Origin of the sequence: Pseudoalteromonas sp. SR45-6 (assembly GCF_014163545.1) — a bacterium.
Taxonomy (GTDB): domain Bacteria; phylum Pseudomonadota; class Gammaproteobacteria; order Enterobacterales; family Alteromonadaceae; genus Pseudoalteromonas; species Pseudoalteromonas rhizosphaerae.
In genome coordinates, this window is sequence record NZ_JACJDM010000044.1 from 1 (window position 1) to 19464 (window position 19464).

Below are 19464 nucleotides of genomic sequence, written 5' to 3' on the forward strand. Positions count from 1 at the left end.
GTTGGTCAGGAAAGTCACGAGATTGGTCAATGATAAACGAAGTAAATTTGAATCCTGAGAAAAAAGAAGAAATGCGGGCGGCATAAAATTTAACTTGAGGCGACAACTAACTTGAAAAACTCCGTAATCAAACAACTTGATTTGAGTGAACACGAAACCTTTTGGCAAGGTTCGGCTGACTTGAAAGAAATAGCACTACTTGAACAGCTAATTTCGATAAAACTCCCGCCTTCATTAGTTGGTTTTTTAAAAGAATGTGGTGGAGGTGGGACAATCGATGCGGAGGTATCTGGTATTGAAGATAATAATGCTACTTTGAAGCGTGGAGGAACGATATTAGGTGACACACTAGATTGCAGGGAAACATTTGAATTACCCCCCCCATTTAATTGTAATTTTTTATAAAGAAAATGAAATTTGTTGGTGCTTAGATTCTAATACCCAAGAAAAAGAATACCCACTGGTTAATTATAATTTATTTAAAAAACAAGTTGACGGAGTAATAGCTGATTCCTTCCTCTCATTCTTTTGTGATTATGTTGAACTTAGAACCTCGTAGAATCTATTAAAGCTAATTGAACACGCTAAGGACAGCACATGCAACCAGAAATAAAAAACATCCCCCAACATCTTGGGCAATACTTGTACCAGCAAATAAATGAGCCGTGGCTTGAAGCCCAACTCATTTTAAATTGCGAAGATGAAAGCGTACTTGAATGCAAAGCCCATTATCAAACTGCTGCTGATATAAGCGAACAGCCGATTACCGTGACAGACGAGATAGTCGATTTATTCAACACCCTTCTTGAGAATGCCACTAAACACCAACCAGAAAACTGGATGCGCGCCATTTTTACTATTACACGGCAAGGCCAGTTCAACCTGAACTTTGAGCGTGATAATAATGATGATGACGTTATCACTGCACAGCAAACTTATTAAACAATACTGATTTACCCGCTCTTTAACAACATGGGTGTTGTTAGGCTAGGCGCTAATACAGCCGCTGATTAGTGCCCTGCCTTTCATTTTTGCACAAGTAAATTCGAGTCTACGCATTCGTAGCAGCGGGTTTACCCCGCGACATAATTCCCCCGCAGCCCACAACGAATTATTATTTGATGATAAAGCCAATGACAGCAACGAATCGATGGAAGCCGCTATTGCAGTCCTCCGGCTCTTTACCCAACGAAAGTAGGCAAAGGCGACCCTGTTCAGTATTTACGTAAAATAAACTGGCAAGACTTAGGCAAACAAGCCGCCAGTGAAGTAAAAGCAATTATTAAAAGCTTTAGAGATACCTTGCAAGATATTTCAACTAGCTGGAAATACGACCTCCTACTGCCAGACTCAGCCATTGACGGCATGCAAGCCATGGTCAAACAACTTGATGAAGTCACCCCGCAAATTGACCAAGGCATTAAAAATGCCGCAAATGAAATTGGCAATCGCGTAAACAAAGCCCTCGATGAGTTTGAGCCACCGGCAAGTACAGGTGTAGTGGGCAAACCGAAGAAAACCGTTGCCAATGAGCTTGAGCCGCCGAAAGGGAATGATTTAAAGGGGGCTAAAGGTGAGTTTATTGGTTCATACAAAGGGAAAAATTTAGTCCTCAAAAATGTAGAATTTAAAAAGATTGATTACTTAAAGCGTGATCGAGCTGAGTACAAAGCTTTGCGAAGTAAGTTTGATAATGGTGTTCGCAAAAAATTTCTTGAAGAATTATCTGATAATAAAGATATATTATCCCAATTAGATAAACTTGGTGTTTCTTCAAGTGATATAGCAAAATTAAAGGCAGGACGTGTACCAAATGGCTGGCAAGTTCACCATAAACTTCCTTTAGATGATGGTGGAACAAATGACTTTAGCAACTTAGTACTCATCAGAAATAGCCCAGAGCACTCAGCTTTCACGACTTTTCAAAAAAGAGCTACTAATGGGCTAGAAATTGGTGATGTAAAATCAACAGAGTGGCCATTTCCAAAAGGGAATGTATATCCGAGGTAACTATGAAAAATGTAAATGAATTAATTAATTACCTGATAGAGAAAAACTCAGAAGAGCAAACTCACTTTGGCGAAGGTTTTTTTCTAACGCCTATCAGTTTGGATGAGGTAAAGGCTTTTAGTGCGTATTTCACCAAAGCCTTCAAGTTTCAACCTCCAAGTGAATTTTTAGATCTATTAAAAATATCAAATGGCTTTTCTATAAATGGATTAAATCTCTATAGTGCTAAAGAACAAAATGAACCATATTACTTAGCTGGAATTATTGAAGCCAATCAAGAATTTCATGTAGAAGAATCTTTACGTAATTTCGTCGCTTTTTGTGATGAAAGCAGCTCAAGGGTGGTTTATCACTTAGAGGTAAATCAATTTCAGATTGTAGACTCTTTCACGTGGGAAGAGCTAGAAAGTTTCCCGACTTTAACTTTGGCGATAAGCTCTTTACTTAAAACAGCAAATATTTTTGAATAAATCAAACAACGCTAAGGACAGCATATGCAACCAAATATTAAAAACATCTCGCATCACCTAGGTCAGTACCTTTATCAGCAAATAAAAGAGCCGTGGCTTGAAGCACAACTTATTTTAAACTGCGAAGATGAAAGCGAGCTTGAATGCAAAGATCATTATCAAACTGCTGCTGATACAAGCGAACAGCCGATTACCGTGACAGACGAGATAGTCGATTTATTCAACACCCTATTTGTGAATGCCACTAAACACCAACCAGAAAACTGGACGCGCGCCATTTTTACCATTAATCGCCAAGGCCAATTTAATCTCAATTTTGAGCGTGAAAATACCGTTCATGAAGTAATCACAGCGCAGTAAATGTACTCATTGATAACTTGAATTCAAGTAAAAATAACCCCGCTTTTTAACAACATGGATGTTGTAAGGCTGAGCGCTAGAATCGTTTAAGATTAGTGTTTAGCCATACATTTTTGCGTGCCTGCACAACACATCCACAGACACCATTTAGCTGTTAGTTATGCACTCTCATTCCGCTCGCTTCAACATGGTAACGACCATTGCAACGGCTCTTTAGGTCCGCAGTGGGCCAAAGCAGAGCTATAGGAAGTAAAAAAGGGGATAAAACACGCGTGCAATTAATGGATGAGCAAATAGAAAAAGCATTTAAAAAACATGGGCCAAATGCTAAGTTAAACATTCAACTTGAGCGCTGCCCGTTAAACAAAAAGTAGAGAGCCCATGATAGAAACGAATGATGACGCCTTAGATTGTTTTCTAAGCAAATTTAGGCAACCAACAACAACTGTACCTGCGACTACCGGTGATATAGAAGCGTATCGAGGGAAACTGCCTGACCAGCTACTTGAATACTGGCAAATACTCGGTTTTAGCGGCTTTGCCGATGGTTTATTTTGGCTGACAAATCCAGCGGATTATCAAGACATTCTTGACCGGTTTTTAGAAGACACCCCGTTTGAGCAAGATGATATTTATTATGTTATAGCGCGTAATGCCTGGGGGAAGCTTCAGGTCTACGGCGAGAAAACAGGTGTATCACTTAAAATCAGCCCGCACCTTAACTGGATAACGACAAGCGAAGGAAGTGAGCAAGATATTAAAGCTGGTAAAACTGAGCGGACAATAAAAAATTTTATAGCATTTCAAAGCCCTGAGCGACTTGATATTAAAAACAACCAAAGGAAACCACTTTTCCCTGCGGCATTAAAAAAACATGGCCCACTCAATGCTAATGAAGTGTACGGCTTTGCGCCATTTTTATTTATGGGTGGCGAGAAAAAAATCAAGAATATTGAAAAGTGCGATATTTTTGCCCATTTGAATTTAATTGCCGACATGGGGGATATGGAAATTATTGATATGGCTTCTATGGTACGTGGCGCTATTAAGCAGTACGAATAACGCTGTATGCAAATGTGATTAGTTGAGGACTTAAACGAGCTTTATTTGGCACACATAACTTAATGAAAAACTTAGACTTAAAGAAAAAAGTTTCAGTAACACATGATGAGCTATATTCATTAGAAATGTTTTTTAATATTAACTTACCAATTAGCTACAGAGAGTTTATTTTAGAATTCAATGGTGCATCCCCAGAGGAAGCTATTATAAGAATTAACTCTGAAGAGCGGGTATTGGAAAGATTTTTAATAGTTTCGGAAGATGAAAAACTCGATAGTGGACTGATGCAATACGAAATTAAAGTAGTAATGGCTCAAATTGAGGAAAGACTTACAGCTAACGAAGACTTGGTTGGAGCCGAGACCTTACCTTTTGCTTTTCTTTTTGGTGGTGATTTTTTATGCCTAGACTTCAAAGAAGATGCAATAAATCCTAAAGTAGTAATATGGGATCATAATGAATCTGAAGAATTATCGCCTGTTTTTTACAAAGCTTTTGATAATTTCCAAAAATTCCTTAATGCGATGTCTTTCGGCTGACATATATTTACAAACTTTATGTTTGATCATTTAATTTAAAGCTCATTTATAATACTAAGGACAGCACATGAAACCTGACATTACAAACATCCCACAACAACTCGGTCAGTACCTTTATCAGCAAATTAATGAGCCGTGGCTTAAAGCACAACTCATTTTAAATTGCGAAGATGAAAACGTACTTGAATGCAAAGCCCATTATCAAACAGCAGATGACTCAAGTGAACAGCCAATTACCGTGAAAGACGAGATAGTCAATTTATTCAAACAAGTATTTGATAAAGCCACAAAGCAGCAACCCGAAAACTGGACACGCGCTATTTTTACCATTAATCGCCAAGGCCAATTTAATCTCAACTTTGAGCGTAACAATCACGATGATGACGTTATTACTGCACAAAATACGCACTAACTTAAATAAGTAAATTACTCTAATACAAAAACACTAAGGACAAAAAACATGGATGTTAAGAAAAACACCCGTAGCAAGCTAAGCCTAACCGCCTTACTTTTTTCAAGTAAATTTATCAAAAGCCCGGTTATTCGTATCGCGATCATCTTCGCCATTATTATCGCATGTTTACTAATGATCAAAGTGGCTATTATGGCCTTTTACATCACGGTATTTCTGCTTGTGACTATTTCAATCTGGGGTACATGGCAACGATTTGCTAAGCTTAAAAAGAGTAAAGCTCTAAGCTAATATTTATCATAATCATAATGAAATGGTTTCTTTTATTGTTATAAATATAACAAAACAAGGAAAAACTGGTATTTTTTGCAACTATGATTTGAACCTCATCCTTATACATACTAAAATGCCATTTGATTTATAGTTAAAGTAAATATAAAAGTCATGGAAGACTCTAGTAGAAATATAATCCTTCCTATTGTTACTCCATGATTTTTCGTTGCTAAAAGTGATATAAACAAAGATGTTTATAATGAACAATTTAATGGAGTAATTATGAAAAAATTAAGTGCGCTGGTTGCTATAGTGATGCTATCAGGTTGTTCAAGCAGCCCAAAAGTTGAACAACAGGCAGCCCCAGTTGAACAACCAGTTGTTGTCGCAGAAGAAGTTAACAGTGCAATATCATTGACTGTTATTACTTCTCCTGATGACGCCCGTATTCGCATTATGAATATAAAGCCGAAATACGAAGCTGGTATTGAACTCGATGAAGGTAAATACGACATCGAAGTTACTAAAGATGGTTACTTAACCTATAGAAAGTGGGTTACTGTTGACAAGAAAACGATCCTGACTATCGAATTAGATCAAATTGAAGCAAGCCAATCTGCGTTATAGTACCCCTGGTGGCAAGTGTATTCTTGCCATCATCACTTTGTGTTATCTTTATTAAAAATTAAGTATAGTTTACATACAAAGTTATTGTCGCATTAAAGAAATACCCGTATTCTATTGCGCTCATTAAATGGACAGTAAAGAATAAGGATATTAATTTTGGAGTCATCACAAAACTATTCTGACAGCTTAAATAAAATCTCCACACGAATACCTAACGCACTTAAAATAGTTGATAATAAAGAGCTAAAAAGCACTATTTTTTGGTTGAATCAAGTGCTTTTAGTAGTTTCAACTATCTTTGGTGTTTACCTAGCTGCGAAAAGCGGTTTAGAGCAAGTACTTAAATTTGATTCCTATAGTAAAATGGAAGATAACTATTATTTGCATACTTCATTATATGATAAAGTAAATGATAATTTAGAGAATATAAAACGCTATTCGTTACTTTTAGTACAAAGCCCACATACGAGTGAGCTTGAGTATAATAAGCCCACGTTTGAAAAATATATTTGGCATACCATGCAGTACTTGTTCACAACACTTGAAACGCCGAGTATATTTTTAACACAAATTCGTCGTTTTTATAGTTGTGCTGAGTGTGTAATTGAAGCGGCGTTAAGGCGTAAAATGTCTGCGCGCCAAGCGTCTATTGAACTAGACCAAATTGCCGATAGTATTGAGCAACAAACATTACCTCAACTAAAAACTAGTGCATTAAATTTACAACAAAACGATATTATTATCGGCTCATTAAAGGACGCTGATAATGCCAACTAAACGCTGCCCTCACTGCAAAGATCACCCTTTGGATGTTACTCATTATCAAGGTGAAGAGATAGATATCTGTCGCGAATGCGGTGGCTTATGGTTTGAAAAAAACGAAGTTAACCGGATGATTGCCGAAATCAACGAAGGTCCTATTGGTGAAAAATACGAGACTCATTTTGGTAAATCATTAGGTATTTCAAGACTAGACTGCCCTGATTGCAATAAGAACCTTGAGCGCTTTCATTTACTCGAAGATTTTCATACCGAAATTGATGTTTGCCGTCATTGTGATGGTAGTTGGATTGAAAAAAATCAATTAGAAAGCGTTGAAAACAGTCCTGAGCTCAAAACAAACCTAGACAAGCTAAACCAAAAAGTTAGTTGGAAAACTTATCTGTTTCAATTTTTAACGCAAATGCCCGTTGAATATAACCTAAAGCCAAAACAAACGCCGTGGGTTACTCGCAGTTTAATTGCACTCAATGCCATTGTTTTTGCCTTGTATTTTTTCAATGCAGAGGCATTCAGTGCAACCCTCGAATTGTTTGCAATGAATCCAAGTAAGATCTCTCAAGGCGAACATTTATGGATTGTGATTACCTGTGTATTTTTACACGGCTCAGTAATGCACCTTATTGGTAATATGTACTTTTTATACATTATTGGCGATAACCTCGAAGACGTATTAGGTCATAAAAAGTTTTTAATATGGTATATGGTATGCGGTTTGGCAGCGTCTTTTGCTAGCTTTATCGTTGATCCCACCTCGATTATTCCAAGTGTCGGGGCTAGCGGCGCAATTGCAGGGCTATTTGGTATGTACTTAATGTGGTTTAGGCACGCCAGCCTTACTTTTATGTTTATCATTTATCAAAAGAAATTATCTGCAGTGTGGTTTTTTGTAATTTGGTTAGGGATCAATATTTATGGCATGATTGCAGCACCTGATGGTATCGATTATGGCGCTCATATCGGTGGCTTTATCGCAGGGTTATTGATCGGCTTTGCTCTTAAAGCAAAAATCACTGCACAAAATCCTATGATTGAATTATTAAATCAACCTGAAGCACAGCTAAAACGCTAATTTAACGCGCTTAAACCTTTCCTATCGGTACTGATGGGAAGGTTTTCATTTATTACATATCACTCACTACTTTATGAATAATGGCTTGGCATTGAGCTACGTTCATAAATTTTGGTACTGGATAGTCCCAGTTAGCCTCTACAATTGCAGCATCAGCAAGCTTTGGTATATCAGCTACTTTTAGCTCTTTTAAATGATGAGGGATCGCTAGATCAATAAGTAACTGCTCTAAGGTGTTTAATAGTATTGCCGCTTTTTCTGCTGGTTTTTGGTGTGATTGTGTTAATTGGCAATGATCAGCAATAGCCGCCAGCTTTTTATCTATACTGGAACCATAAAATTTCAGCACATGCATCAATACCACACTATTTGCTAAACCGTGAGCTGTGCCGTATTGCGCGCCAAATTGATGCGCTATAGCATGCACATAACCTACAGATGTTCGGGTAAACGCTTGTCCTGCATAAAATGAAGCGAGTAACATATTTTCCCGCGCAACTAAGTCATTACCATTTTTATGCGCTGTTAATAAATTTTGTAAAATAAGTTCGATTGCTCGCAATGACTTGTCATCACTAAAAGCAAGGCCATTAGTGCCTATGTATGCCTCAAGTGCATGCGTGAGTGCATCGATACCTGTAGCTGCGGTAATAAAATCAGGCACCGTTTGTGTTAGCTCAGCAATTAAAACTGCATCACTTGGTACAAGAGCAAAGTCAGTGGCGGCATATTTTGTTTGCATTTGCGGATCGTTTACCACCGCAGCAACGGTCGTTTCTGAGCCAGTACCTGCGGTTGTTGGAATGGCACATAACGGGGGCAGTTTTTTCAGTACTTTAAACAAGCCTTTTAACTGCTTAATTGATTTATTAGGTCTTACTGCACGTGCGCCAATTAATTTGGCACAGTCAATTACTGAGCCGCCACCAACGGCGATAATACTCTGGCATGTGTATTGCTGATAAAGTGCTAAACCACTTTCAACATTGCTAATCGTTGGATTAGCATCAACGTCACTAAACAGCTGCCAAGAGATTGCCTGCTCATCCAGCAAAGCTAAAATGGGAGCAACAACGCCTAAATTATTTAACGTATTGTCAGTTACAACTAACACAGGTTTATTAGGATTAAGTAATGCAAGCCATTGCTTAAACCCGCTATAACCTTGATACAAACGCGGAGCAGGAATACCAATAAAAATAACAATACATTTTAAAATAAAATGATAGCAGCGATATAAAAAATACATAAAATCGGACTTTTGTTATTTTTAGGTTACCTGATAGTGCATCAATTTAAAGCAATTGCCAATAATAGGCAGCCCCTAATACAGAAGTATTTATAATGATAGTGAGCCAAAGTAACGCAATAAAAGTACGTTTTTGTGATTTATGTCTTAACCATTGCTGAGCGATCAGTGCTCCCGGCCAACCACAAATTAATGCTAAAATATGTAAACTACGTTCCGGCACTCTAATAGGCCGATCTGTTGACTCTATCGCCAAACGCTTATCCCATTTATAAACTAAAAACGTAATACTGCTCATAGTACAGTAAACACTGGCAACCAAATATGGCCAATAATCAAGCAGCCCACCAATCACTAATACAACTAGAAAACTAACAGAAAAAAGCAATAATGTTTTTTTAATCAACGGACTCTCGCCTATACTACAATTTGAAAAACTAATAATGATAGGCACAATTATGTCATACCTAAAAACACTTTTACTATCTTTTTGCTTTATCTACGCTGGTGCTATTAGTGCACAAACGATTGACTTAGCACCAGAGCTTGAAGTATTTAAACCTTACCTCGGCACATGGCAAGCTGATTTCAATGTTGCCGATAATAAGCCAAAGATTCAGGATGTAGGTCGCTGGGAGCGAGCCCTCAATGGGAAAGCAATTCGTACCCTTCATTCCATTAATGAAGGTGAATATGGCGGCGAATCAATGATATTTTGGGATAGCAAAAAGCAGTCATTAGTTTTTTATTATTTCACCACCGCAGGGTTTTACACACAAGGCACCATGAAAGTATTGAGCCCTACGCAATTTGTAGCATACGAAACCGTAACAGGTTCAAAAGAAGGCATCACAAAAGTAAAATCAACCAGTAATTTTAAAGATGAGCAGTTTGTTGTCTCTACCTCTTATTTAAAAAAAGGCGAATGGACAAAACCTGAAAAACGTATTTACATTCGCAGTAACAAACAGGTTATTTTTAAATAGTAAAGGCATAACAGTAATCGAGTGAATCAATTGGCTGGACTGATGACTTACCATATAAAAAGACATAACTAATTTAAAAGAGGTAGCGCGTTGAAATGCTTTTGCCGCTGTTTGGTTTTGTATTATTTTCTACAGCTAGATTAGAGTTGATCTAGTTTAGAATTGATAATGTAACTCAAACTAACCACGCCGAAGTGGCGTTGCTAGTTTGAGCGAACGGTTAAGTTATACCGATTTTATACAAAACCAATTTAATCGTATTGAAGGTATTATGTTTTCAATTTATTCAGTTCATCGTCTTGCTGTGCAACGAGCTGATTGAGCATTTGACTACCATCGCCGGCTTGAGTTGATAAATCAGCAAGTTGTGATGCGGCATCGGATATCCGCGTTAAATTACGATTAATTTCTTCAGTTACAGAACTTTGCTCCTCTGCAGCCGTCGCTATTTGGGTGATCTGATTAGTGATCTCTTCCACTTTAGTTACCACACTGTGTAAAGCATCAAAGGCAACGGTGGTTTCATCAACCGCGGTTTGTGCTCGCACAACTCCTTTTTCAATCACTGTTGAGGCATTACCCACTTCAAGCTGTAGGTTATCAATTAAGCCACTAATGTCATCTGTTGACGCACGAGTTTTAGATGCCAGAGCACGCACTTCATCGGCTACAACAGCAAAGCCTCGCCCCTGTTCACCAGCGCGAGCTGCCTCAATCGCAGCATTAAGTGCGAGTAAATTAGTTTGCTCTGAAATAGTGCGGATCACATCTAAAATTTGCGTAATATCATTACTACGTGCTGCCACCTTGGCTACGGCTTGATTGGCTTGTTTTATTTCTTCAGACATAGTTTTCACTTGTGATACCGCAGACGATAAACTCGCTTCACTACTGACCACTAATGAATTGATTTCATCTGCCTGTTGCGCTGATTGCTCTGAAGCACGGGCAACTTCAAGTGCGGTGGCACTCATTTCATTCATTGCCGTTACTACACTTTCAATTTCTTGAAACTGAGCTTGCACATTTTGCTTAGTATCAACGGCTACATGCGCGGCAATTTGTGCCTGCTCTTTCGTCTGCCCTGATACATCTTTAAGCTGTGCAATTAAATCACGTAATTTTTCCAAAAATGCATTAAATCCAACAGCGAGCGCAATTAACTCTGCATGAGTGTCAACCGTTAACGTTTGTGTTAAATCCCCATCCGCGCTGGCTAAATTATCAACCCGTAACTGAATTTGTTGCAGCGGCGCCACGATGCTTTTGACAACTAAAGTCATGATAATAAAGGCAGCGCCAGCAATCACTAAGCCAGATATTAAAATTAACCCACCAAGAGTGTTGGCGTTATCTTGCATACTTGCACTTAGCTGCTGTGGCCCTTGCAGTGCAAGCTCTGCTGGTACTTCAACTAATAAAGTCCACTGGCGACCAGCAAGTTTAATATCTATTGGGTAATTGACTAAGTATTCATTTTCACCCTTTTGTACTCCAGAGCGTTCTTTCAAACTAGTATAATTTTTTAACACCGAGGCTGAGACGGCTTCTTTTAGCGGACGGCCAAGTTTGTCTTTGTTATGACTGCTACCCACAATTAAATCCATCGAACTTAATAGGGTAACTCGCGCCTGACCATTATATAATTCTTTTGATAACTGCTCGGTCATGGTTTGAAAAACTGGCAGTGTAATATCAACACCACTGAGGCCAATAAACTTACCGTCGCGAAGTATTGGCACAGTCAAAGAAGTCATCATTTCAGAATTGCCGGGAGATATTTCGTACAGATAGGGTTCCATTATGCACGGCTTTTTAGTGTCTTTAGCACATAAGTACCACTCAGCTTCACGTTGGCCAAATTCGTTTAAGGTCGTAACGTATTTTTCTGCTGCATCTTCAACAACTTGCTGTTCAATCACACCTTCACGGCTGCGAGTGAAGTAAATCTCTAAGGTGCCTTGGCCTGCGACTGAATGATCATAGCCATTTTTATACTGTTGATCGTTACCATCAAAACCATTAGCTTCAAATTGCGAGTAGATTGAAGAAAGTATTGAATTACCTTCTATAATAGAGCTATTAAGCTGAACCACTGAATCACGCGTTAAAGCATCTTTAGCTGATTCATTACCAAGTATTGCTGCGAGTGAAAAAGGCACTCGATACGCTTCGTTGATAAATCCTGCGATTTTTTCACCGTACACAGCAGCATTGCTGGTGAGCTTTTCTTCTACCTCAGTAACTATCAATTTTTCAGCTTGTGCTGATAACACTTTATTGCTGCTTGATAATTGCCACCAAAGCACACTCGATAGCACTACAACGGTGATAAAAATACTACCTAAAGTAAGCCATAGTAACTTTTTCGCCAACGCTAATTGCCGCATTCCACTTATCCTTTAATTAAAACTACGTTTACATTCTAGTTCAATTATTCATAAGTTAATCTATTTTGTTGAAAAAAACATATTAACGCTGCGCTAATACTATTTAATTTTACCAGTAGCTAAAAAGTTTTCGCGATAACAAAACCAATTTAGACATCGAGTTGATCATTGCTGAACTATTGGTGTAAACGCTTGGCAATGACTTTGCACTCTATAAATAGTCTTAATATGGCAAAATAAAAATGGGGGATGTTGGTTGTCGGGTAGCACAAACTGAGGATTGAATATTAAGTACGAATTATCACAATAACGCGTCTTGGTTATAAATGGCGTTCTAAAAAGCTCATAATTATAAAAAACAGCCACAAAAAAGGCGCATTTAAAATAAAAATGCGCCTTTAAAAATATAAATTATTAAATTTACAATAAGTTAGATAACCGACAATTCAATTGCGATATTACCACGAGTAGCATTTGAATATGGGCAAACTTCGTGTGCTTTAGCCACTAACGCTTCTGCGGTGTCTTTATCTACATCACCGACAAAAACAGCTAATTTTACAGCGATACCGAAACCACCTTCGATTGGACCAATCGATACTTCTGAATCAATGCGGGTATCAGCAGGTAACTTAACTTTTGCTTGGCCTGCAACTAATTTTAATGCGCCAATAAAACACGCTGCATAACCCGCTGCAAACAACTGCTCAGGGTTAGTGCCTTGACCATCATCGCCACCTAACCCTTTTGGAGTTGAAAGTGCCACATCTAAACGGCCATCGTCTGATTTTGCAGTGCCCTCGCGGCCACCCGTTGCAGTTGCTTTAGCTGTGTAAGCGACTTGTAGTAATTCTTTCATAATGTTTTCCTTATTTAAGGTTGGGACTAAATTTATTTTGCATGCAAAATAATAAAGTAGTTTATTGAGCATTGCAAATATTTTGCATGCAAATTAAAATGCAGTGTCATCATTCGAGAGCTACTATGAAATATCCACAATTGAAATTAGATAATCAAATTTGTCATCGTCTGTATATGGCCTCCAATTCAGTGGTACGTGCCTATCGAGATGCACTAAACGAACTTGAACTGACCTATCCACAGTATGTGGTGATGATGGCGCTCTGGGAAGAAGATGAGATCAGTATTGCACAGCTGCTGGAAAAAACCGCAATAGATGGCGGCGCCATGACACAAATTTTGAAAAAAATGACCGATAAAAACTTATTAGCCGTGGTTAAAGATGAAACAGATAAACGTAAGCGAGTCGTAAAGTTACACAAACAAGGCATACAGCTGCAACAACAAGCAGCGAATATCCCTGAGCAAATTCGTTGCCGTTTTCCATCTATTACGCAGCAAGAAGCCACACAACTAATTACTTTACTTGATAAACTCAATACTGACTTAAGTTAATTATCAAAAATTTTGAGAGCGATTCGTGTATATATGCCCCACTCTTTTTCTATTATAAAACTTCGTTATAGTGGGTGCAGCAAAACAATTTAACGGAGCAACTCATGAAAGCCATTGGATACCAAACAGCAACCAAAACACTTAGCAATCATTCTTTCGAAGCCATCGAGTTACCTATTCCAACAGCATCCGGTCACGATTTATTGGTCGAAGTAAAAGCAATTTCAGTTAATCCTGTCGATGCGAAGATCCGCGCAAATGTTAGCCCTGAACAAGGTCATAAAGTCATTGGTTGGGACGCTGTTGGGATCGTAAAAGCTGTTGGTGATAAAGTAAGTTTATTTAATCTGGGCGACCGGGTTTATTACGCTGGTGATTTAACTCGCTCAGGCAGTAATGCTGAATTTCAACTAGTTGATGAACGTATTGTTGGCCGTGCGCCTACTACCTTGAACAATGCCCAAGCTGCTGCGTTACCGCTAACCAGTATTACAGCCTGGGAATTACTGTTTGATCGTTTGCAAATATCACGTTCCAACAATGCAAAACCAGCTTCATTATTAGTTATTGGTGCCGCAGGCGGTGTTGGCTCAATTTTAGTGCAGTTGGCCAAACAGCTAACCAACTTAACGGTGATAGGTACAGCATCACGCGTAGATAGCGTTAGCTGGTTAAATGCGCTAGGTGTTGATCAAGTGCTTGATCACTCACAAAGCTTAGATGCACAACGAATAGAGCATAATCTTGCTGAATTTGATTATGTAATTAGCCTCACTCATACCGATCAACATCTTGATGAAATTATTAAAGTGATCAAACCACAAGGTAAATTAGCTTTAATAGACGACCCAGCAAGTTTTGATATTTTAGCGCTCAAGCGCAAGAGTATCTCACTGCATTGGGAGTTTATGTATACTCGTTCAATGTTCCAAACTGACGATATGATAGCGCAACATCAGTTACTTACTGAATTAGCAGAGCTAGTTGATAACGGCATCATTAAAACTACCTTAGGCCAACATTTAGGGAAAATTAATATAGAAAACCTGCTCAAAGCGCACGCAATATTAGAATCTCATCAATCACGCGGTAAGCTGGTACTTGAAGGGTTTTAAACTTATTTAATATTATTGCGCGCTCATCTGAACGCGCAATAATTCCCCTTCTGCTCCAGCAAAGTGCAAGCCATCATTATTTTTCACTACATTAGTGCTTATACTCAATCATACAACAACGAAAAAACCTTAAGCTATTGATTTGTTTTAACTAAAAATAATTATTCAGACTGGCACAGATCTTCCTTACAAAAGAGTAACTCACTAATCTGAGTTTTACCTTCATTTACCTCGTCTACAGGGAGCGAGCTATGACTAATATTTATCATATGTTGTATTTACTATGGCGCTTAGATATAAGCATTTGGCATATTCACCATGCTAATGATCCACATACCACCGCAGAAAAGGAGCGTGAATATGTTAAGTAACTACCCGCACTTAGATGAAGCGCTTAAAAAGTTGTCGGTGCATCAATTAACAATTAGCCAAGCCTCTGAGCACTATGATTTGCCCAAACGAGTTATCTATAAAGCACTGCGTCAACAACAAGCAAAAATAGCACAGCAAAAAAGCTACCTACTCGCAGCACAAAAACGTTTGCAACAAAACTTGCAGAGCGTAGAGCTAGAATTAGCTAATTTTAATTAACCTACTACTGATTATTTTCTGTATAGTTTAAATACACTAAAATTAGTAAAATTGCAGGATAACTATGACAGCTGTAGAAGTTAATTTTGATGGCCTTGTAGGCCCGACTCATAACTACGCGGGATTATCATACGGTAACGTAGCATCATTAAATAATGCGGCAAGTTACTCCAATCCAAAAGAGGCGGTACTGCAAGGCTTAGCGAAAATGAAAGCTATGCATGACTTGGGACTAACTCAAGGGGTATTTGCCCCACATGCCCGCCCTGATATAAATGTATTGCGTCGTTTAGGATTTACAGGCACTGCAGAACAAGTGATCAGTAAAGCGTTTAAAGCTGATCCTGTTTTAGTTCGCGCATGTTATTCAGCATCATCAATGTGGACTGCCAATGCCGGCACTGTATCACCATCAGCCGACACACTTGATGGCAAAGTTCACTTTACTGCTGCTAATTTGAATAACAAATTTCATCGCTCCCTTGAGCCTCAAACAACAACACGATTACTTAAAGCCATGTTTAATAACGAAGGCTACTTTAGTCATCATACCCATTTGCCAGATCAAGGTTTTTTTGGTGATGAGGGCGCGGCTAACCATACTCGCTTAGGCGACGAGCATGGTGTTCAAGGTTTGGAGCTGTTTGTATATGGTGCCAGCGCATTTAACAGCGCACTGCCTAAGCCAGTTAAATTTCCTGCAAGGCAGACACTTGAAGCATCACAAGCAATATGCCGACTACATCAGCTAAAACCATCTAGCCAATTAATGATTCAACAAAACCCTGAGGTGATTGATCAAGGGGTGTTCCATAATGACGTAATCGCGGTGGGTAACGCCAATGTATTACTCTGTCACGAGCAAGCTTTCTTAAATCAGCCTCTCGCCCTACAACAAATAAAAGATGCATATATTGGCGACAAAACACTGCATATTATTGAGGTGCCAACAGCCAAAGTAAGCGTGCAAGATGCTGTAACTAGCTATTTATTTAATAGCCAACTGGTTAGTTTAAACAATGGCAAAATGTTACTAGTTGCTCCACAAGAATGTAAAAACAATCAGGCAGTTAACAGTTATATTGAAGAAATGATCCTTGCAGACAATCCAATTGATCAAGTGCAATTTTTTGATTTAAAACAAAGCATGCAAAATGGTGGTGGCCCTGCTTGCTTACGTTTACGTGTAGCGCTAAATCAACAAGAACTCGCGGCAGTCAACCCTGCGGTTATTTTAAACGATAGTAAGTACCAACAACTGTGTGATTGGGCGAATAAGCACTATCGTGACAAACTTAGCAATGATGATTTTGCAGATCCAAACTTGTTACGTGAAAGCTGGCAAGCGCTGGATGAATTAACTCAACATCTGCACCTAGGCTCTGTGTATCCATTTCAATTAGAAGGATAAACCATGCAAGATACAAGCGTTGTAGATACGCAAATACATAAAATCAGTTCACTAGCGGGATATCAGCAATCGCTAAATCATTTACTGGTTGATAGCGTTAACAATGGTGCATCGATTGGTTTTATCGCGCCATTGACGCGCGCACAAGCAGATCACTACTGGTACAGTATTGAATGCGATTTATTAAATGATAGCCGCGAATTATTTGTTATCACCGAAGGATCTGAGGTAATTGGTGCAGTGCAATTAGCGCTGTGTCAAAAAGCTAATGGCGCTCACCGCGGTGAGGTTGAAAAGCTAATGGTACATAGCCAATACCAAGGCCAAGGATTTGCAAAACAACTTATGCATACCCTTGAAAAAAGTGCGCTGCAGCAACAATTAAAACTACTGGTACTGGATACCCGCTTAGGCGATATTGCCTCACTTTTATATGAAAAATTAGGCTATATAGAAGCCGGTGAAATACCACAGTTTGCCCTTAGTTCATCGGGCGAATTACAAAGTACTGTGCTGTTTTATAAATTACTTAAGTGAGTTAAATTCGTCAATCGCTTACAACCTTATAATGTTATCAGCAGTCACTTCGCTTTTGTAACCTACCATAAAGGCATTTACTATAACGTTTAAATCGCTGCTAATACGTTGACAGAACAGATAAAATGGGATCAAGTAGACGAACTTATCAGCATGTTTTCAATGAGCACAAAAAGAAAACGCCAGTCAATATTAATTAACTGGCGTTAAGCTGACAGATTGCTATTTAATATATTAAATCACTATCTGTTATTTACACATCCTTGTTAACGGTTATTGCCGATGCCATCGACTCCGATATATGTAACGTACGCTGCGGAAATGGAATTGTCAGTCCTGCTTGCTCAATAGACTCTTTTACGCGTTTATTAAGATCCCAGACTGTTTGCCAATAATCACCGTTAACTGTCCACGCACGTAATTGAATATTCACTGAGCTTTCAGCTATCGATGTCACCATCACCTTAGGTGCTGGATCCGCTAATAATCGGCTTTCTGATGCGGCTATTTCTTTAAGTACATTTAAGCCATCATCTATTGAGTCAGCAAACGAAATACCTACTACAATATCCATGCGTCTTTTACCATTGCGAGTGAAATTTTTAATATTGCCACCCCACACTTTGCCATTTGGCGAAGCGATATATAGGCCATCATTGGTTTTAAAAATAGTTGTAAAGAGGTTAATTTCACTCACAGTACCCGTTGTGCCACTGGCATCAACAAAGTCACCAACTTTAAATGGCCTAAGTATTAATAACATAATACCTGCGGCAATATTACTGAGGGTATTCTTTAACGCAAGGCCAATCGCAAGGCCAGCCGCCCCCATAAGTGCTATTAAACTGGCTGTATTAACACCAAAAATATCTAAAATAAACAACCCTGCAATGATATACACCAAGTAGCCCAGCACACTCGATAAAATTGGTAGTAAGGTTTTATCCATTTTCTTAAGAGGCGACTTAGAGTTTTGGATCGCTCTTTTAACAGAGCGCGCAATTAGAGCACCAGCTATAACAATAGCCAACGCTAGAATCAGTTTATAACCTAGAGTCATTATGGTTTCTGAATGATTTTGCCAAAACACTAATAACTTATCTTTCACTGTTTATTTCCACTAAGTAATTGCTGCAATTGAGCAAGGTTTAACATAGCTTACACAAGGTTAAAACCACATTGTTATAAGCCAATAAGTGTAAGCTGCTATAACCATTTGCGATTTGTAGCCTGCTAAAAAATAAGCTGGCCTCAAAGCGAAACCGCGCGATTATATAGCATAATAAATATAAACCTAACTTTTTATTTTAATCTTTAAAAACAATTAAAAATCATATAGTTAAATCAAGCCAGCAAGTTGGTGTAATAAGCATTCAATGGAGGTTAATCCTTCACTGTTACCATCACCACTAAGAGTATCAAACCTAGTCTCAGATTTAATCGAGGAGCAAGTCATGAGTAAAGAGAAAGTTGTACTTATTACAGGCGCTTCCAGTGGTATTGGTGAAGCAACAGCAAAAACCTTAGTCGCAAACGGTCATAAAGTAATTTTGACCGCTCGCAGTGAAGACAAACTTAATGCGCTGGTTGAAGAGTTAGGGGCTGATAACGCATTAGCAGTTTGCGCAGATGCCACTGATTTTTCATCGCTTGAAAACGTAGTTAATGCAGGTATAAAACACTTTGGCCACCTTGATGTTGCATTTGCCAATGCCGGTATGGGTGTTCAAACGCCAGGTGTTGAAGAGGGCGATCCTGAGCAATGGCAAACAATGATTGATATTAATATCAATGCACTGCTTTACACCGCAAAACTCACTCTGCCACACCTAAGAAAAACCACAGGACACTTTATTTTGACCAGCTCAGCCGCAGGACGGATTGCCCTTAAAGGCTCTGTTTATGGCGCAACAAAATGGTTTGCTTACGGTTTTGGGCAAAACTTAGCTGAAGAAATGAAGCCATGGCAAGGACGCTGCACCACTATTGCCCCAGGCATGGTCAATACGCCTTTTTTTGATGAAGCAAAACCCGACAAACTCGACCCAAATGATGTAGCCGAGGCGGTACTATTTGCTATAGAGGCAAACCCACGTTGCAATGTACGAGAGTTATTTTTGATGCCGAGTAATTAACGGACTCGACAGTAATAAATGCCCTTAAC

25 protein-coding genes are annotated in these 19464 nt (G+C 38.8%); 20 read left to right on the forward strand and 5 right to left on the reverse strand.

Annotated elements, in window-relative coordinates; genetic code table 11:
* Positions 1-111: 111 nt before the first annotated feature.
* The 13 genes from H5158_RS16620 to H5158_RS16680 all read left to right on the forward strand — a co-directional run bounded on the left by H5158_RS16620 (position 112) and on the right by H5158_RS16680 (position 7605).
* Positions 112-405: an SMI1/KNR4 family protein gene (locus tag H5158_RS16620; RefSeq protein WP_220491340.1), complete on the forward strand. Its 294-nt coding sequence runs from the start codon at positions 112-114 to the stop codon at positions 403-405.
* Positions 406-597: 192 nt separating this feature from the next.
* On the forward strand, positions 598-942 hold the full coding sequence (locus H5158_RS16625) for an immunity protein YezG family protein (protein WP_182740454.1): 345 nt from the start codon (positions 598-600) through the stop codon (positions 940-942).
* Between the two features lie 360 nt (positions 943-1302).
* Positions 1303-2010, forward strand: a complete 708-nt coding sequence (locus tag H5158_RS23390) for an HNH endonuclease signature motif containing protein (RefSeq protein WP_182740455.1) — start codon at positions 1303-1305, stop codon at positions 2008-2010.
* Positions 2011-2012: 2 nt separating this feature from the next.
* Positions 2013-2480, forward strand: a complete 468-nt coding sequence (locus tag H5158_RS16635; protein ID WP_182740456.1) for a YrhA family protein — start codon at positions 2013-2015, stop codon at positions 2478-2480.
* Positions 2481-2504: 24 nt separating this feature from the next.
* Positions 2505-2840 (forward strand): DUF600 domain-containing protein, encoded by a 336-nt coding sequence (locus tag H5158_RS16640; protein WP_182719716.1) that lies wholly within the window; start codon positions 2505-2507, stop codon positions 2838-2840.
* 224 nt (positions 2841-3064) lie between these two features.
* A complete protein-coding gene (locus H5158_RS16645; RefSeq protein ID WP_182740481.1) occupies positions 3065-3214 on the forward strand; it encodes a hypothetical protein in 150 nt (49 codons plus the stop codon).
* Positions 3215-3221: 7 nt separating this feature from the next.
* Entirely contained in the window at positions 3222-3902 is a 681-nt protein-coding gene (locus H5158_RS16650) for a GAD-like domain-containing protein (RefSeq protein ID WP_182740457.1), read from the forward strand.
* Between the two features lie 62 nt (positions 3903-3964).
* On the forward strand, positions 3965-4441 hold the full coding sequence (locus H5158_RS16655) for an SMI1/KNR4 family protein (RefSeq protein WP_182740458.1): 477 nt from the start codon (positions 3965-3967) through the stop codon (positions 4439-4441).
* Between the two features lie 67 nt (positions 4442-4508).
* On the forward strand, positions 4509-4853 hold the full coding sequence (locus H5158_RS16660) for a DUF600 domain-containing protein (protein ID WP_182740459.1): 345 nt from the start codon (positions 4509-4511) through the stop codon (positions 4851-4853).
* A gap of 48 nt (positions 4854-4901) precedes the next feature.
* Complete coding sequence (locus H5158_RS16665) at positions 4902-5144, forward strand: hypothetical protein (protein WP_182740460.1); 243 nt, start codon at positions 4902-4904, stop codon at positions 5142-5144.
* Between the two features lie 264 nt (positions 5145-5408).
* The gene (locus tag H5158_RS16670; protein WP_182719054.1) at positions 5409-5753 is read left to right on the forward strand and encodes a PEGA domain-containing protein; all 345 of its coding nucleotides are present in this window, start codon (positions 5409-5411) and stop codon (positions 5751-5753) included.
* Between the two features lie 156 nt (positions 5754-5909).
* Entirely contained in the window at positions 5910-6530 is a 621-nt protein-coding gene (locus tag H5158_RS16675) for a hypothetical protein (protein ID WP_259398543.1), read from the forward strand.
* On the forward strand, positions 6520-7605 hold the full coding sequence (locus H5158_RS16680; RefSeq protein ID WP_182740461.1) for a rhomboid family intramembrane serine protease: 1086 nt from the start codon (positions 6520-6522) through the stop codon (positions 7603-7605). The genes H5158_RS16675 and H5158_RS16680 overlap by 11 nt, the downstream gene beginning before the upstream one ends.
* 52 nt (positions 7606-7657) lie before the next feature.
* Here the strand turns inward: H5158_RS16680 and H5158_RS16685 are convergent, their stop codons facing one another.
* Positions 7658-8854: an iron-containing alcohol dehydrogenase gene (locus tag H5158_RS16685; RefSeq protein WP_182740462.1), complete on the reverse strand. Its 1197-nt coding sequence runs from the start codon at positions 8852-8854 to the stop codon at positions 7658-7660.
* Between the two features lie 46 nt (positions 8855-8900).
* Positions 8901-9260: a DUF1294 domain-containing protein gene (locus tag H5158_RS16690; protein ID WP_182740463.1), complete on the reverse strand. Its 360-nt coding sequence runs from the start codon at positions 9258-9260 to the stop codon at positions 8901-8903.
* A gap of 52 nt (positions 9261-9312) precedes the next feature.
* Between H5158_RS16690 and H5158_RS16695 the strand changes: the two genes are divergently transcribed.
* Positions 9313-9840: a hypothetical protein gene (locus H5158_RS16695; RefSeq protein ID WP_182719058.1), complete on the forward strand. Its 528-nt coding sequence runs from the start codon at positions 9313-9315 to the stop codon at positions 9838-9840.
* Between the two features lie 269 nt (positions 9841-10109).
* Here H5158_RS16695 and H5158_RS16700 read toward each other — a convergent pair whose 3' ends face one another.
* Positions 10110-12230: a methyl-accepting chemotaxis protein gene (locus H5158_RS16700; RefSeq protein WP_182740464.1), complete on the reverse strand. Its 2121-nt coding sequence runs from the start codon at positions 12228-12230 to the stop codon at positions 10110-10112.
* A gap of 430 nt (positions 12231-12660) precedes the next feature.
* Positions 12661-13089, reverse strand: a complete 429-nt coding sequence (locus H5158_RS16705) for an organic hydroperoxide resistance protein (protein WP_145242020.1) — start codon at positions 13087-13089, stop codon at positions 12661-12663.
* A gap of 125 nt (positions 13090-13214) precedes the next feature.
* Here H5158_RS16705 and H5158_RS16710 point away from each other — a divergent pair, with 125 nt between their 5' ends.
* From H5158_RS16710 to H5158_RS16730, 5 genes are all read left to right on the forward strand, one after another.
* Complete coding sequence (locus H5158_RS16710; protein WP_182740465.1) at positions 13215-13646, forward strand: MarR family winged helix-turn-helix transcriptional regulator; 432 nt, start codon at positions 13215-13217, stop codon at positions 13644-13646.
* Between the two features lie 104 nt (positions 13647-13750).
* Entirely contained in the window at positions 13751-14761 is a 1011-nt protein-coding gene (locus H5158_RS16715; protein WP_182740466.1) for a zinc-binding alcohol dehydrogenase family protein, read from the forward strand.
* A 360-nt stretch (positions 14762-15121) separates the two neighbouring features.
* Positions 15122-15352: a helix-turn-helix domain-containing protein gene (locus tag H5158_RS16720; protein WP_182719062.1), complete on the forward strand. Its 231-nt coding sequence runs from the start codon at positions 15122-15124 to the stop codon at positions 15350-15352.
* Positions 15353-15416: 64 nt separating this feature from the next.
* Positions 15417-16763: an N-succinylarginine dihydrolase gene (gene astB, locus H5158_RS16725; RefSeq protein WP_149981885.1), complete on the forward strand. Its 1347-nt coding sequence runs from the start codon at positions 15417-15419 to the stop codon at positions 16761-16763.
* A gap of 3 nt (positions 16764-16766) precedes the next feature.
* Positions 16767-17300, forward strand: coding sequence for a GNAT family N-acetyltransferase (locus tag H5158_RS16730; RefSeq protein ID WP_182740467.1), 534 nt, complete (start codon positions 16767-16769; stop codon positions 17298-17300).
* Between the two features lie 253 nt (positions 17301-17553).
* Here H5158_RS16730 and H5158_RS16735 read toward each other — a convergent pair whose 3' ends face one another.
* Complete coding sequence (locus H5158_RS16735; protein ID WP_145242032.1) at positions 17554-18408, reverse strand: mechanosensitive ion channel family protein; 855 nt, start codon at positions 18406-18408, stop codon at positions 17554-17556.
* Positions 18409-18754: 346 nt separating this feature from the next.
* Here H5158_RS16735 and H5158_RS16740 point away from each other — a divergent pair, with 346 nt between their 5' ends.
* Entirely contained in the window at positions 18755-19435 is a 681-nt protein-coding gene (locus H5158_RS16740; RefSeq protein ID WP_182740468.1) for an SDR family oxidoreductase, read from the forward strand.
* Positions 19436-19464: the final 29 nt, after the last annotated feature.